At 58.4% G+C, this 12,749-nt stretch carries 19 protein-coding genes; 1 reads left to right on the forward strand and 18 read right to left on the reverse strand.

Annotation, left to right across the window (positions count from 1 at the left end; all coding sequences use genetic code 11):
- Nucleotides 1–333: 333 nt before the first annotated feature.
- Entirely contained in the window at nucleotides 334–480 is a 147-nt protein-coding gene (locus AMM33_RS22015) for a type II toxin-antitoxin system RelE/ParE family toxin (RefSeq protein ID WP_194945433.1), read from the forward strand.
- A gap of 115 nt (nucleotides 481–595) precedes the next feature.
- Here the strand turns inward: AMM33_RS22015 and AMM33_RS12665 are convergent, their stop codons facing one another.
- The 18 genes from AMM33_RS12665 to hisD form a co-directional block, all read right to left on the reverse strand.
- Nucleotides 596–859: a Txe/YoeB family addiction module toxin gene (locus AMM33_RS12665; protein ID WP_090141669.1), complete on the reverse strand. Its 264-nt coding sequence runs from the start codon at nucleotides 857–859 to the stop codon at nucleotides 596–598.
- On the reverse strand, nucleotides 856–1,098 hold the full coding sequence (locus tag AMM33_RS12670; RefSeq protein ID WP_090141670.1) for a type II toxin-antitoxin system Phd/YefM family antitoxin: 243 nt from the start codon (nucleotides 1,096–1,098) through the stop codon (nucleotides 856–858). The genes AMM33_RS12665 and AMM33_RS12670 overlap by 4 nt, the downstream gene beginning before the upstream one ends.
- Nucleotides 1,099–1,187: 89 nt before the next feature.
- Entirely contained in the window at nucleotides 1,188–1,748 is a 561-nt protein-coding gene (locus AMM33_RS12675; protein WP_090141671.1) for a GNAT family N-acetyltransferase, read from the reverse strand.
- Nucleotides 1,749–1,863: 115 nt separating this feature from the next.
- Complete coding sequence (locus AMM33_RS12680; protein ID WP_090141672.1) at nucleotides 1,864–2,241, reverse strand: VOC family protein; 378 nt, start codon at nucleotides 2,239–2,241, stop codon at nucleotides 1,864–1,866.
- A gap of 145 nt (nucleotides 2,242–2,386) precedes the next feature.
- Nucleotides 2,387–2,749 (reverse strand): antibiotic biosynthesis monooxygenase family protein, encoded by a 363-nt coding sequence (locus AMM33_RS12685; protein WP_090141719.1) that lies wholly within the window; start codon nucleotides 2,747–2,749, stop codon nucleotides 2,387–2,389.
- Nucleotides 2,750–2,781: 32 nt separating this feature from the next.
- Nucleotides 2,782–3,618: a VOC family protein gene (locus AMM33_RS12690; protein ID WP_090141720.1), complete on the reverse strand. Its 837-nt coding sequence runs from the start codon at nucleotides 3,616–3,618 to the stop codon at nucleotides 2,782–2,784.
- Between the two features lie 97 nt (nucleotides 3,619–3,715).
- Nucleotides 3,716–4,165: an SRPBCC family protein gene (locus AMM33_RS12695; protein ID WP_090141673.1), complete on the reverse strand. Its 450-nt coding sequence runs from the start codon at nucleotides 4,163–4,165 to the stop codon at nucleotides 3,716–3,718.
- A gap of 157 nt (nucleotides 4,166–4,322) precedes the next feature.
- On the reverse strand, nucleotides 4,323–4,844 hold the full coding sequence (locus AMM33_RS12700) for a cysteine dioxygenase family protein (RefSeq protein ID WP_194945434.1): 522 nt from the start codon (nucleotides 4,842–4,844) through the stop codon (nucleotides 4,323–4,325).
- 70 nt (nucleotides 4,845–4,914) lie between these two features.
- Nucleotides 4,915–5,328 (reverse strand): GNAT family N-acetyltransferase, encoded by a 414-nt coding sequence (locus AMM33_RS12705; RefSeq protein ID WP_090141675.1) that lies wholly within the window; start codon nucleotides 5,326–5,328, stop codon nucleotides 4,915–4,917.
- Between the two features lie 486 nt (nucleotides 5,329–5,814).
- Nucleotides 5,815–6,615, reverse strand: a complete 801-nt coding sequence (gene hisF, locus AMM33_RS12710) for an imidazole glycerol phosphate synthase subunit HisF (RefSeq protein ID WP_090141676.1) — start codon at nucleotides 6,613–6,615, stop codon at nucleotides 5,815–5,817.
- Between the two features lie 3 nt (nucleotides 6,616–6,618).
- Nucleotides 6,619–6,828, reverse strand: coding sequence for a hypothetical protein (locus AMM33_RS12715; protein ID WP_194945435.1), 210 nt, complete (start codon nucleotides 6,826–6,828; stop codon nucleotides 6,619–6,621).
- An 8-nt stretch (nucleotides 6,829–6,836) separates the two neighbouring features.
- Entirely contained in the window at nucleotides 6,837–7,367 is a 531-nt protein-coding gene (locus tag AMM33_RS12720; protein ID WP_090141678.1) for a zeta toxin family protein, read from the reverse strand.
- On the reverse strand, nucleotides 7,364–8,218 hold the full coding sequence (locus tag AMM33_RS12725; RefSeq protein WP_090141679.1) for a D-hexose-6-phosphate mutarotase: 855 nt from the start codon (nucleotides 8,216–8,218) through the stop codon (nucleotides 7,364–7,366). Before AMM33_RS12725 ends, AMM33_RS12720 begins: the two co-directional genes overlap by 4 nt.
- Before the next feature lie 21 nt (nucleotides 8,219–8,239).
- Nucleotides 8,240–8,980 carry a 1-(5-phosphoribosyl)-5-[(5-phosphoribosylamino)methylideneamino]imidazole-4-carboxamide isomerase gene (gene hisA / locus AMM33_RS12730; protein ID WP_053172214.1) on the reverse strand — a complete coding sequence of 247 codons (741 nt, stop codon included), beginning with the start codon at nucleotides 8,978–8,980 and terminating at the stop codon, nucleotides 8,240–8,242.
- A 49-nt stretch (nucleotides 8,981–9,029) separates the two neighbouring features.
- Entirely contained in the window at nucleotides 9,030–9,686 is a 657-nt protein-coding gene (gene hisH, locus AMM33_RS12735) for an imidazole glycerol phosphate synthase subunit HisH (RefSeq protein ID WP_090141680.1), read from the reverse strand.
- Nucleotides 9,687–9,688: 2 nt separating this feature from the next.
- Nucleotides 9,689–10,279 carry an imidazoleglycerol-phosphate dehydratase HisB gene (hisB, locus tag AMM33_RS12740; protein WP_090141681.1) on the reverse strand — a complete coding sequence of 197 codons (591 nt, stop codon included), beginning with the start codon at nucleotides 10,277–10,279 and terminating at the stop codon, nucleotides 9,689–9,691.
- Nucleotides 10,276–11,358 (reverse strand): histidinol-phosphate transaminase, encoded by a 1,083-nt coding sequence (gene hisC, locus AMM33_RS12745; RefSeq protein WP_090141682.1) that lies wholly within the window; start codon nucleotides 11,356–11,358, stop codon nucleotides 10,276–10,278. Before hisC ends, hisB begins: the two co-directional genes overlap by 4 nt.
- Nucleotides 11,355–12,749: a histidinol dehydrogenase gene (gene hisD / locus AMM33_RS12750; protein ID WP_090141721.1), complete on the reverse strand. Its 1,395-nt coding sequence runs from the start codon at nucleotides 12,747–12,749 to the stop codon at nucleotides 11,355–11,357. The genes hisC and hisD overlap by 4 nt, the downstream gene beginning before the upstream one ends.

Raw genomic sequence — 12,749 nt, forward strand, 5'->3', positions numbered from 1 at the left:
TATATCAGCTCATGACCCTTCTCGTCGGCGAAGCTGAAGAAGCGTTTTCGCTTGAATTCAGGCTGCAATAAACATTCATAGCTTGCAAAATACAACCTCATCAAGGAAAAGCACCATGGCTGTTGCAATGAAACTTTCTGACGAATTGGTCGAGGCCGCCAAACCCTATGCTGCAGCGGAGCACCGCTCTGTGCCAAGGCAAATCGAGTACTAGGCCCGCATCGGCAAAGCCGTGATCGACAACCCCGACATGCCCCTGCGCCTGATCCAAGACACCATGCTCGCGCGAGAAGAAGCCAAAACGGGACTGGCTGCCCCTTATGAGTTCGGCTGATGCTGGCCGTCAGCGCCACACCGTCGTTCAGCAGGGTCGCCAAGAAGCTACACGCCCGCGATAAAAAAGTGCTGGACGAGGCCACCGAGGCCATGCTGCTGGCGGTCGGGCCAGATGAGAACTTTTATGCGGGATTGAAACGGTGATGGGCATTGACATGCGCCGTGGCGTTAACCACTTCGTTCATGCGATCCATCCGCTGGCAGCCGTGCAATGACCCATAGCGCATGACACCGAGCGAAAGCATTCCCAATCTATGGCTCACTCATAGTGCGACCACATGCGCAGAACCTTGATGGTTTTCTGGTCCTGCAGCACTTCGTAAACAAGGCGGTGCTGAATGTTGATCCGACGCAAAAAGGCACCAGAAAGGTCGCCCACCAGTTTTTCATAGGGCGGCGGATTCTGAAAAGGATTTTCCTGGATGACGGCCAGAAGCTCTTGGGCTTTGGTCTTCAACCCACTTGCAGCGAGTTTTTGCGCATCCTTTTGTGCATGCTTGGCAAAAACCACTTGCCAACTCACCAGTCGAGCTCCTTGGCACAGGCCTCGACGGGTTCTTTCATACCCTCCTTGAGGGTGTCACGCATGCCTGGCACCGAAAGCAAGTAGAGCGTTTCCTGTATGGCTTGCCAGTCTTCTGCGGACAAAAGCACCGCGTCATGGCGTTTGCCTGCAATGGTGATGGGCTGATGCGACTCGGCAGCCTGATCCATCAGGCGGTAGAGATTGGCGCGTGCTTCGCTGGCGGAGAGGATTTGCATGGTGAACTCCTGAGCCGCGAAGCGTACGCCAATTGGTACGATTGGTCAATGACTGGTTTTCGGCTTACCTGGGAGCGAGTAACAAAAGCTTAGACCGCATTCTCTGTTCGCCACTGCCCATTGAGCAGTGCGTATTGAAGAAGGTCGTGATGCTGTCCCGCCCAGTACCCAGCTTCCCGTTGTCGCCCCTCTTGCTGAAACCCAAGCGCCTCGAGTAAGGCCAGAGATGCTGAGTTGTCAGGGTGAACCTGCGCCTCGATTCGATTCAACTGCACCTCTCGGAAACCCCAGGTGATGATTGCTATTAGCGCTTCTTTGACATAGCCGCGGCCCTGATGCGCCGCAGCGATTTCGTAACCGACGATGCAGGATTTCCAGTTGCGATTCCAGCGAAACAAGCCGCATGTGCCGATCAGTCCGGCTTGGTCTTTCAATTCCAAAGCCCAGCGTGCACCGGAAACCGGCTCTTTCCGCCAACTGGCAAACGTAGCGACCAACTTCGTGGCACCGTCAAGATCGCGAATCGGATCCGACCCGAACCATCTCATGTACTCGGCGTTGCCATGTATTTGCAAAATATTCTCCGCATCCGATTCCACAATCTCACGCAGCGTGAGTCGGGATGTCTGCAGCGTTGGAAAATCGACCATAAGCTTTTAGTGGTTTAACTTGGACCAAACCGGACTGCGACAGATAAACGAAGCCGGTTAAGAATGAAATGATGCCCGACGCAGCCACGCTGAAGCACGTCCGGTTAACAAGGGGCTAGGCCTCAACTCGCCACGGAGGATTTAGGCGATTGCTGCCGGCCCAGTACAGGCAGATGACGTTGCCCGCTGGGTCTTTGGCTCTTGCCTCACGCCACAACCACGGTTCATCACGGGGCTCCTGAAAGAATTCGATTCCATTCGCCTGGAGGTGCTTGACCGTTTGATCGAGTGATTCATCCTCGAAGTAGACCACCACATCCGACGATTCGGATACGCCCCCGACCTGATGCACCGAAAACGAGGCGCTGCCATTTGGGCACTTGAAGCGGGCGTAGTGCGGGGCGTTAACAATGAGTTCAAACCCCATGCGCTTGTAGAAGTCAACCGACTCCGCAACATTGACAGCCGGCAGGGTGACTTGGTTCAGGTTCATGGGGCCTGACGCTCGCTGTAGGCTGCTTCGCAAGACACAAAGCGAGTGGGTGGAACCAAAAAGTGCATGGTCCTTTTTGGCGTGAACTTGACCAGCCACCCAGGCCACACACCGTGTTCCGAACACTTGAATACGGCAGTTGATTTCATGCTTGCCGCTCCTGATGCGCTTCACTTTGTGTGGTGACAACACGACCAGCCAATGGATGTTGGATTCCATTGTCGCCATACGTGCCGGTGACTTGAGCGATGACCACTTGAAAGCCATTGAGCCAACGCGATTGCTGCTGCTTTGCCTTCATGTGCTCAGGGTGCTTCATCAATGATTGCAATGCAGCCATGGACTCCCAGTAGTACACATTTGAGATGAGACCGGTTTGTTGGTTTTCCCAAGACTCTTCACCCAAGTAACCTGGGATGGACTTCGCTATCTGTGCAATGACATCGTCAAGGGCATAGAACTCTGCGTCGTATTGCCTTTTTGCAAACGTAAAGGTGGATGTGTACATGTGTCCAGTCCGCATGACCGAAGGGATGGGCGTCATTGCGCGGCCTCCCTTGCTTGCCTGAACTTCATTCGCAGCCCGCTGATCGCCGTTGACTCAAGTGAAATTTCATGTTCTGACGACGCGCCAAGCAAACCATTCGCCGATAGAAAATCTCTGGCGGATTCCAACGATCTGACTCCGAAAGTCAGTGATTGAATAACCTGGCGGCTGCCCTGAGTCAATCTTAGGACCATGTCCGCGGTCAGCTCGATCCCTGTTCCCGATGACTCCGTGAGAAGCCTCCATTTTTTCTCTGCGTCAGACAAATTCGGAGTTGACATCTCGATTGCCGACAGCCCGACAAGCCCAATCGTTCCGCCTCCACACTTTGCCATCTCAAGTTGATCCCTGGATCTCCGTTCGGCTGTAGTCAGCCGCTCCTTCCACGGATAGATTGTTCCTTCAGGATTCCATGCGCAAAAAAAGATGCAACAGGAATCGGAAGAGAGATCAAGCAATACCGAGTTTGTGAAGTTTGTAGTGAGAGAACCGTCTGCGGTCTTGGTCTGGTAAGGCCGGGGGGATTTGCATTGAAGTCCCGCTTGGGTAAGGTGCGCAACGCTGGCCTCCAAGTCAACAGGTTCCAGAGCGAATCCATGAATGAGCGGCGGCTGACTTTCTTTGGGAAGATCTGAATTGCTCGCAAATGCCCACAACTCAAGTTCAGTGTTTCCCACATGCACCCATGCGAACGTCGCAAAGCTGCTGCTTTGCTTTGGCCATGAAACGGGAAGGCCAAACACATCGGCAAAGAGCGAGAGCAAGGGATCGATGTCCAACAATCGGATCATCACATGGTCAACGGAGGAATAGACAGCGGTGTTGCTCATTGCGCACTTGTGTTCGAGGTAAGTTGCCGGCCTCGGCAAGACCCTGGGTGTGTTTGTGGGGCCTAACGGCTCAATTCACCGGCGCTGCGCGGCGTCATCACGCGGCGTCCAGCGGAATGATGAGCTGGGCCGCACTTCGAGCCTCTGCAAGTGCCCTCAGGTTTCGGAGCGTGACGGGCAGACCTGAATTGATTTGTTTCGCAAGCATCGGGCCCAGCACAATGGATAGCAGCCCAGAAAAAGTAACTCGGTGAACTACCTCCGTGGCACCCGGCACCGGGACAAGCTCATGCTCGAAAACCATACGAAACAGAGGAATCCTCGACTCAACGGTGAAGCACCTGGCGGGCACGACTTGCGTGAGGACCATAGGAACCGTGTTGCCCTTCGTAGGAGTGAGACGGCCACGGCTTCCAACTTGGAACGGACCATCAATATTGGCTCGCTTTGTGTCTGGATCCCAAGTCGGCCAGTTCTCTACATCCGCATAGATTTCAAAAATCACCTCCGGCGAGGCGGCCACTGCGATTCGGTGTTCAATTTGCATTGGATTTAAGGAGCTGTGAGGACATGGTTTGTGCGGTCAGCGCTGAGGTTGAACAGCGGCTTGCATGGGCCGGCGCGGAGCGGACCATTCGCGGGCTACAGAGCGCCGGCCCATGCAAGCCGTCCGCTCCAACTTTGAGTTAGGCACTCTTTCTTTCCTAATCATGCTTTGCAAAAACCCGAGAGGCGAAACCATCCAATTCGCTTAAAGGCCTGCCGTAGAGGTGAAGATGAAACGTCGGTCCATCTCCGACAACCTCTGTTGAATGAATGGCGTCTGCCGCAAGAACCATTGACTCACCGGGGCCGACGACTACGCGGTTGATTGGCGCGACACGTCTGCCCGGAACCCTCCGATACAGATCATTGGCCTCATTCCCGCGGACCCCGGCGATAACCGTCCATGTTCCGTGTTCGTGGGGCGGACTTGTGACGCCCTGACCATCCGACACCAGATACAGCGACGGGGCGCCCGCGAGAACGGCCAACTCGTAGAGTAGTTCCTCGCTCGGAGCCGCCGCGCGCCAAAATGTTGCCCTCCAGTGCGGCGATCGCGCAAGGCGCTGAAGGACAGCGGCGACCTCCTCCAGCGCGCTTTCGCCGCTTCGCTGCGTTAACGAGCGGATCGTAGACATCGCCGCGATTGAATCGCGCAGCGCCTCGGAAGAAGAAGTCGTCATGTCTGCCTAACGTTGGAGGTAATTGGGCCGTTGCGGTATGTGGCTAAAGGCCCAGAATGAAATAGCGAGGTCATGCCGCATTGCGCATTGATACCACTGACATCAGACGTTTTGGCATACGGAAGCCTCTTTCGAGAAAGAACGCCTCGGTCTCCTGAAATGGTGTGGCGTAAATGGGAACACCACGGCACTTCTCGACCACATGCGCCAGTAATGATGAACCAATGCCCCGATGTTGATGACTCGGACGAACGACAAGCTCACCGACAAAGGTTGAGAATGCGCCATCCGTGAAGGCACTGAGGTAACCAACGAGTACGCCATCAGAGTCTCGGCAATAGGCAATGATCGGATAGGCCGACAATGATCTTTCGATCTCTGCGGCGTTGTAATTCGTCTCTTTGCCCCATCCCACAGAGGCCATCAAATTGGCAACCTCTGTTGGGGCGACGTTCTTGTCGGAAATTACCTTGAAACTAGACATTGCAATCTCCTACGAGAGTGGATGCGGCATATGTCATGTAAACCGCAAAACCTGGTTGACACATCCGGGCCGTGTCGATACATCTTTCAGATAAATTGGCTGCAAGCCGCTTGCGCCTAGGCTTACAGATTCACAGACTGTCTTTTGATGCAGGTACAAAATTGCCATGAAACCCTGCGCCCCTTCCTTGCAGTCCACCCGCTTGCTCGATCAGGTGCGCGAGCGGCTTCCAAGTCCAAACTATAGCCTCAAAATATAGATAAATTAATTCTATTGAATTCTTTTTTTAATCGAAAGGAGAGCTATTTAGGATGGTGGCATGCAACACCCTCGCGAGAAGTGTGTGGCCGTATTGGAAGCGTTTTTGGCCATGCTAACCAAAGACGAGGTAGCTGGCCTATTGGCGCAAATGGAGGGGGTGACCGCGCTGCTGGCGGGTGCCTACCGCCAGCACTTTGGATTTATTGCTTCAAATCTGAACAGACCTCATAAGCGCACAGGAATCCCACGCTCCCGCATCCGCTCTTTGGCCTGCTGCACGGTGTATTCACCATAGTGAAAGATGCTGGCCGCCAGCACCGCGTCCGCCCCGCCGATGCTGACGCCGTCGGCCAAGTGGTCGAGGTTGCCCACGCCGCCGGATGCGATCACGGGCACGCTCACGGCGTCGCTCACGGCGCGGGTCAGTTGCAGGTCAAAGCCGCTTTTGGTGCCGTCGCGGTCCATGCTGGTGAGCAGGATTTCGCCCGCGCCGTACTCGGCCATTTGGGTGGCCCAGGCCACGGCGTCCAGGCCCACGTTTTTGCGGCCGCCGTGGCTGTACACGTCCCAGCCGGGGCCCATGGGCAGACCGTGGGTGCCGATGCGCTGCTCGTCTTCGGCGCTGCGGCGTTTGGCGTCGATGGCGACCACGATGCATTGCGCGCCGTATTTGGCAGACGCTTCGCGGATGACCTGCGGGTTGGCGATTGCCGCTGAGTTGAAGCTGGTTTTGTCGGCGCCGGCATTCAGCAATCGGCGCACGTCTTCCACCGTGCGCACACCGCCGCCCACGGTGAGCGGAATGAAGACCTGGCTAGCCACGGCTTCGATGATGTGCAGGATCACGTCGCGCCCGTCGCTGGTGGCGGTGATGTCCAAAAACGTGAGTTCGTCAGCGCCTTGCTCGTTGTAACGGGCCGCGATTTCGACCGGGTCTCCGGCGTCGCGCAGTTCAACAAAGTTGACGCCCTTGACCACGCGACCGCCGGTCACGTCGAGGCAAGGGATGATGCGTTTGGCGAGCATGTTTCAGTGACCCTCTTGCGGTTCGATGGAGACGGTGATGGGCTTGATGTCAGTTTGTGTGGCCGAGATGTACAGATGCTCCAAAACACCATTGCGCTCGACCACCACAGCGGTTTGGGTTTGCGCAGCCGTTCGCCGGGCTTGATTGGCCGCCCTGGCCATGGCAGCCACCGATCCTCTCAGGCTGCTGCTGCGTGCTTGTTCAATTGACATCATCTGACTCATTTTTCACCCCAATCCAATAAAACAGGCTCTGGCCCACCATTGTCGTACACAGCCCAAGCATCGACGATGGGCTTGTAGATCTTCTCAAAATTGCAATAGCCTGATGCAAAGCGGCGTGCAATGACGTCTTCAGGAATGTTGTGCCCACCTTGCAAAACCCTTTGACGAACCCGAGCCACCGCCTCTTGAACATTGGAAAGCTTGAGGAAAATCAAGGTCACTCGGTAGCCTGCAGCTTGCCAACGCGCAATTGAATTCAGGTACGCACGACCAGACAAAGTTGTTTCCAGGGCAAAAGATTGTCGCTTTTGAAAACTTTGATCCAGCTGTTCAATCATCAGACGACCCGCCTGAAATGCAGCGGTTTCAGGTTCAAATGGAGCCAATCCCGCTGCAATCAAATCGGCATTCACAAACACTTTGCAGTGGGCCTCTTGCGGCAAAAACTCACGCGCAAAGGTTGTCTTTCCCGCCCCGTTCGGACCAGCAATGATGAAAACCTCAAGATCAGAATGGGCTTGAGTCATGCATACAAGCTCAAGCGCTGCCAGCCCGCCCATCGCCCGCCTACAGGCAAGGTGATGGGCGTGTAGACCTGCGCGGCTTCGACACACAGCATCTGCTGCCAGCCGTCGTCGGGCATGTCGGTCAGGCGTTTGCACAGGTCTTGCGCGGGGTTCCAGACCACGGTGTTGGCCCAGCTCGGGCTTTGGCTGATGTGCAGGGTCTGGTTCAGCGTCAGGGGCAGTGGCCCGGCTTCATACACGCGGTCAAACTCGGCGGCAAAGCGGATCGTGTCGGCCGCTTGTGCATGGGTGTCGGTGAGTGAATCCCACTCGGGCTGACCACCCAGGCCATGCAGCGTGGCCTGCGTCACATCGGGCACGGCCAAATAGGTGTGCAGTGCACCAGAGAACGCCAGCGCTTGGGTGTCTGTGTTGTGCACGTCCAGCGTCAGTTGCACGGCACCCGGGCTTAGGTCGATGTGCAGCGCCAAGGCAAAGGCTTGGGGCCACCAGGTGCGGGTCTGAAAGTTGTCGTTCAGACGCAGCGTGAGGCGGGCATGCTCGGCTCCCAGTTCGGGCGCATCGGCCTGCCAAGCCACGTTGCGGGCAAAGCCGTGTTTGGGCAGGCGCTCGGCCATGGGGCCGCGTTGGTTGAACTGCGGAAAGCACACGGGCACACCGCCACGAATGGCGGCTTGGCCGTCCAACATGCTTTGGGGGCTGAGGTACAGGCGCTCTTGCCCGCCCGACACCCAAGACAGCACATGCGCACCGTGCAGCGCGACCAGCAGGCGGTCGCCTTGCGGCAGCGCCAATTCGCAAGCGGGCAGGCCCGCGAACGCGGTGTCGCGACAAGTGGCCTGAGCGCTCATGTGCTTTCGCGAGGGGATGGGTTAGCCGTTGAGTTCGTCGGCGCGTTGCTGCGCCAGCGCGAAGTCGAGGTCACCCGAATACACGGCGCGGCCGCAGATCACGCCTTCCACGCCTTCGTCTTCGACAGCGCACAGCTGCTCGATGTCGGCCATGTTGGAAAGGCCGCCCGATGCGATCACGGGGATGGTCAGAGCTTGGGCAAGCTTGACGGTGGCATCGATGTTGATGCCGCTGAGCATGCCGTCACGGCCGATGTCGGTGTAAATGATGGACTCAACGCCCCAGTCTTCGAACTTCTTGGCCAAGTCCACCACTTCGTGGCCGGTGAGCTTGCTCCAACCGTCGGTGGCGACTTTGCCGTCTTTGGCGTCCAGGCCCACGATGATGTGGCCGCCAAAGGCGGTGCAGGCGTCTTTCAAGAAGCCGGGGTTCTTGACGGCGGCGGTGCCGATGATGACGTAGCGCAGGCCGCTGTCGATGTATTTTTCAATCGTGTCCAGATCGCGGATGCCACCGCCGAGCTGCACCGGGATGTCGTCGCCCACGGCCTTGAGGATGGACTTGATGGCGCTGAAGTTTTGCGGCTTGCCCGCGAAGGCGCCGTTCAGATCCACCAGGTGCAAGCGGCGTGCGCCTTTTTCGAGCCAGGTGCGGGCCATGGCGGCGGGGTCTTCGCCAAAAGTCGTGGCTTGGTCCATATCGCCTTGCTTGAGGCGAACGCAGTGGCCGTCTTTGAGGTCAATGGCGGGGATCAGAATCATGGCGAATTAAAAAAAGACTGAGGGGCTGAAAAACGGCAGTGAAAACTTCTCAAGGCTGCCAGTGGAGGAAATTGCGGAACAAGGCCAAACCTTGGGCCGCGCTTTTTTCGGGGTGAAACTGGGTGGCAAAAATGTTGTCACGGGCAATGGCGCAAGCAAAGCGGCCGCCGTAATCGGTCTGGGCCGCGCTGTGCGCCGGGTTGGCCACCTGGGCATAGAAGCTGTGCACAAAATAATACCAGCTGCCGTCCTCAACGCCTTGCCACAAGGCATGCGCTGGTTGGTCTTGCCAAACCTGGTTCCAGCCCATTTGCGGCACTTTGTAGCGGGTGCCGTCCGGCTGAATGCGCCCGGCCAAATCGAACTTGACCACGCGGCCGGGAATCAAACCCAGGCCCGGCGTGTTGCCTTCGTCGCTGTGGTCGAGCAGCATCTGCATGCCAACACACACGCCAAACAGGGGTTTGGTGGCAGCGGCTTCAAGCACGGCTTCCATCAAGCCCGACTCGCGCAGCTCGCGCATGCAGTCGGGCATGGCGCCCTGCCCTGGCAAGACCACGCGGTGCGCGTTGCGCACGACTTGCGGGTCGGATGTGACGGTGACTTCGGCATGGTCCACGCTGGAGGCGGCATGCATCACCGCCTGCGCCACGCTGCGCAGGTTGCCCATGCCGTAGTCCACAACGGCGACGCGGTTGACGCTCATGTTCAGAGACTGCCTTTGGTGGAAGGGATCACGCCCGCCGAGCGCGGATCGAGTTCAAGGGCTGCGCGAATGGCCCGTGCAAAGGCCTTGAAAATCGTCTCGCACTGGTGGTGCGCGTTAACGCCCTTGAGGTTGTCGATGTGCAGCGTGCACAGCGCGTGGTTCACAAAGCCCTGAAAAAACTCATAAACCAGTTGTGTGTCGAGTGCGCCCAAAGAACCCGAAGTGAACTTCACGTCCATGTGCAACCCGGGGCGACCCGAAAAGTCCACCACCACGCGGCTCAAGGCTTCGTCCAGCGGCACGTAAGCGTGGCCATAACGGCGAATGCCTTTTTTGTCGCCAATGGCCTGCGCAAAAGCCTGGCCCAGGGTGATGCCGATGTCTTCGACCGTGTGGTGGCCGTCGATGTGCAGGTCGCCTTCGCAAGCGATGTCCAGATCAATCAAACCGTGGCGGGCGATCTGGTCGAGCATGTGGTCCAGAAAACCGATGCCCGAAGCCAGCTTGGCCTGGCCTGTGCCGTCCAGGTTGATGGCGACGCGGATGTTCGTCTCGGCCGTCTTGCGGGTCACGTTTGCTGTACGGTTCATAAGGAGACTTTCAGAGCAGCAAGGAGTTGGTCGTTTTCTGCAGCGGTGCCCACCGTCAGGCGCAGGCAATTGGCGAGCAATGGATGCATTTTAGAAATGTTCTTGATCAGCACACCGTGTGCCTTCAGACCGTCAAAGGTTTTGGCCGCATCGGGCACACGGGCCAGGATCATGTTGGCTTCGCTCGGGAAAGGTTGCACGCCGGGCAAGGTGGCCAGTTCTTTCAGCAAACGGGTACGCTGCTCGCGCAGGTCTTTGGCTTGGGCTGCAAACACCTCGGTGTGCTCCAAGGCAAACAAAGCGCATTCGGTGTTGAGCACGCTGATGTTGTAGGGCGGGCGCACTTTGTCGATCTCGGCCACCAAAGCCTTGGGGCCAATCATGTAGCCCAGGCGCACCCCGGCCAAGCCAAACTTGGACAGCGTGCGCATCAAGAGCACATGGGTGTGGCGGGTGATGCGGTCTGCATAGCTGCGGCTGGCAAAGGGCTGGTAGGCCTCGTCCATGACGACTAGGCCGCCTTGTGCGCCTTGGGCGAGGACGATCTTTTCGATCGTCTCGTCGTTCCACAGGTTGCCCGTGGGGTTGTTGGGGTAAGCCAGGTAGACGATGGACGGCTTGTGCTCGGCAATCGCGGCCAGCATGGCGGCTTCGTCAAGTTCAAAGTCGGCGGTGAGCGGCACACCGTGGAAGGCCAGGCCTTGCAGCTGAGCGCTCATGGCATACATCACAAAGCCCGGCAAGGGCGAGAGGATGCTGGCACCGGGAACGTCGCAGGCCATGGCCAGCAAAGAGATCAATTCGTCCGAGCCGTTGCCCAGCATGATGTCGAAGCCTTCTGGCATGCCGGCGTGCTGGGCCAAAGCATGGCGCAGTTCGTTCACGCGGCCGTCGGGGTAGCGGTTGAGCGCCAAGGCACCCAGTCGCTCGCCCAGCGCTTTTTGCAGCTCAGCGGGCAGTCTGTGCGGGTTTTCCATCGCGTCGAGCTTGACCATGCCGACCGAGTCCTGGATGGCGTAGGCGTGCATGGACTTCACGTCCTGGCGGATGCGTTGCATCAGTTGGGGGCTCACGGTCATGTCGGCTCTCGCATGGGGGGAACAGGGTTCAAACGGAGTTCAGCGGCACGGGCGTGGGCTTGCAGGCCTTCGCCATAGGCCAGCTCGGCGGCGATGCGGCCCAGCGGCTGGGCACCGGCTTCGCTCACTTCGATCAGGCTGCTGCGTTTTTGGAAGTCGTACACGCCCAGCGGTGACGAGAAACGCGCCGTGCCGCTCGTGGGCAGCACATGGTTGGGGCCTGCGCAGTAGTCGCCCAGCGACTCGCTGGTGAACGCGCCCAAAAAGATGGCCCCTGCGTGGCGCAGCAGCGGCTCCCAGCGGTGCGGGTCACTGCTCGACACCTCCAGGTGCTCGGGCGCGATGCGGTTGCTGATGGCGCAGGCTTCTTCCATGCTGCGGGTCAAGATCAATGCACCCCGGTCATTGAGGGACTTGGCGATGATCTCGCGGCGCGGCATGGAGGGCAGCAGGCGCTCAATGGCGGCTTGCACCTCGGCGATGTATGCCGCATCGGGGCACAGCAAAATGCTTTGCGCCAGTTCGTCGTGCTCGGCCTGGCTGAACAAATCCATCGCCACCCATTCGGCGGGGGTGGTGCCATCGGCCAAGACCAAAATTTCAGAGGGGCCCGCGATCATGTCGATGCCCACGGTGCCGAACACACGCTTTTTGGCGCTGGCCACGTAAGCATTGCCCGGGCCGGTGATTTTGTCTACTTTAGGGATGGTGGCGGTGCCGTAAGCCAATGCCGCCACCGCTTGCGCACCACCCACGGTGAAGGCACGCGTGACACCCGCCACATAGGCGGCGGCCAACACGAGTTCATTGCGCTCGCCCCGGCTGGAAGCGGCCGCCTCTCCAGAGCCGCCCGTGGCCACGCTGCCGCGCACGGGTGTGGGCACGACCATGATGATGTCCTGCACCCCCGCCACATGCGCGGGGATGGCGTTCATCAACACCGAAGAGGGGTAAGCGGCTTTGCCACCGGGCACATAAATGCCCACGCGGTCGAGCGGTGTGACTTTTTGGCCGAGCAGCGTGCCGTCTTCGTCGCGGTAAGACCAGCTCTCGCCAGACGCTTTCTTTTGCGCTTCGTGGTACTTGCGCACCCGGCTTGCTGCGGCTTGCAGGGCTTCGCGTTGTGCGGCGGGCAGGCTGTCGAGTGCCGCTTTCAGTTCGGCTTGGGTGATCTCCAAGGCCTTCACGTCGGCGGCTTGCAGGCCGTCAAAGCGCTGGGTGTACTCCAGCACCGCCGCGTCGCCACGCTTTTGAACGTCGGCCAGGATGTCGGCCACGCGCTGCTCGATGGCGGCGTCGGTGTCGGCAGACCAATGCAGGCGGGCCGCAAAGGCCGCTTCAAAACCGGGCTCAAACGTGCTCAGTTGCAATGGTTTGGCGTGCAGTGCCAT

This window comes from Limnohabitans sp. DM1 (assembly GCF_001269385.1).
Classification (GTDB): domain Bacteria; phylum Pseudomonadota; class Gammaproteobacteria; order Burkholderiales; family Burkholderiaceae_C; genus Limnohabitans_A.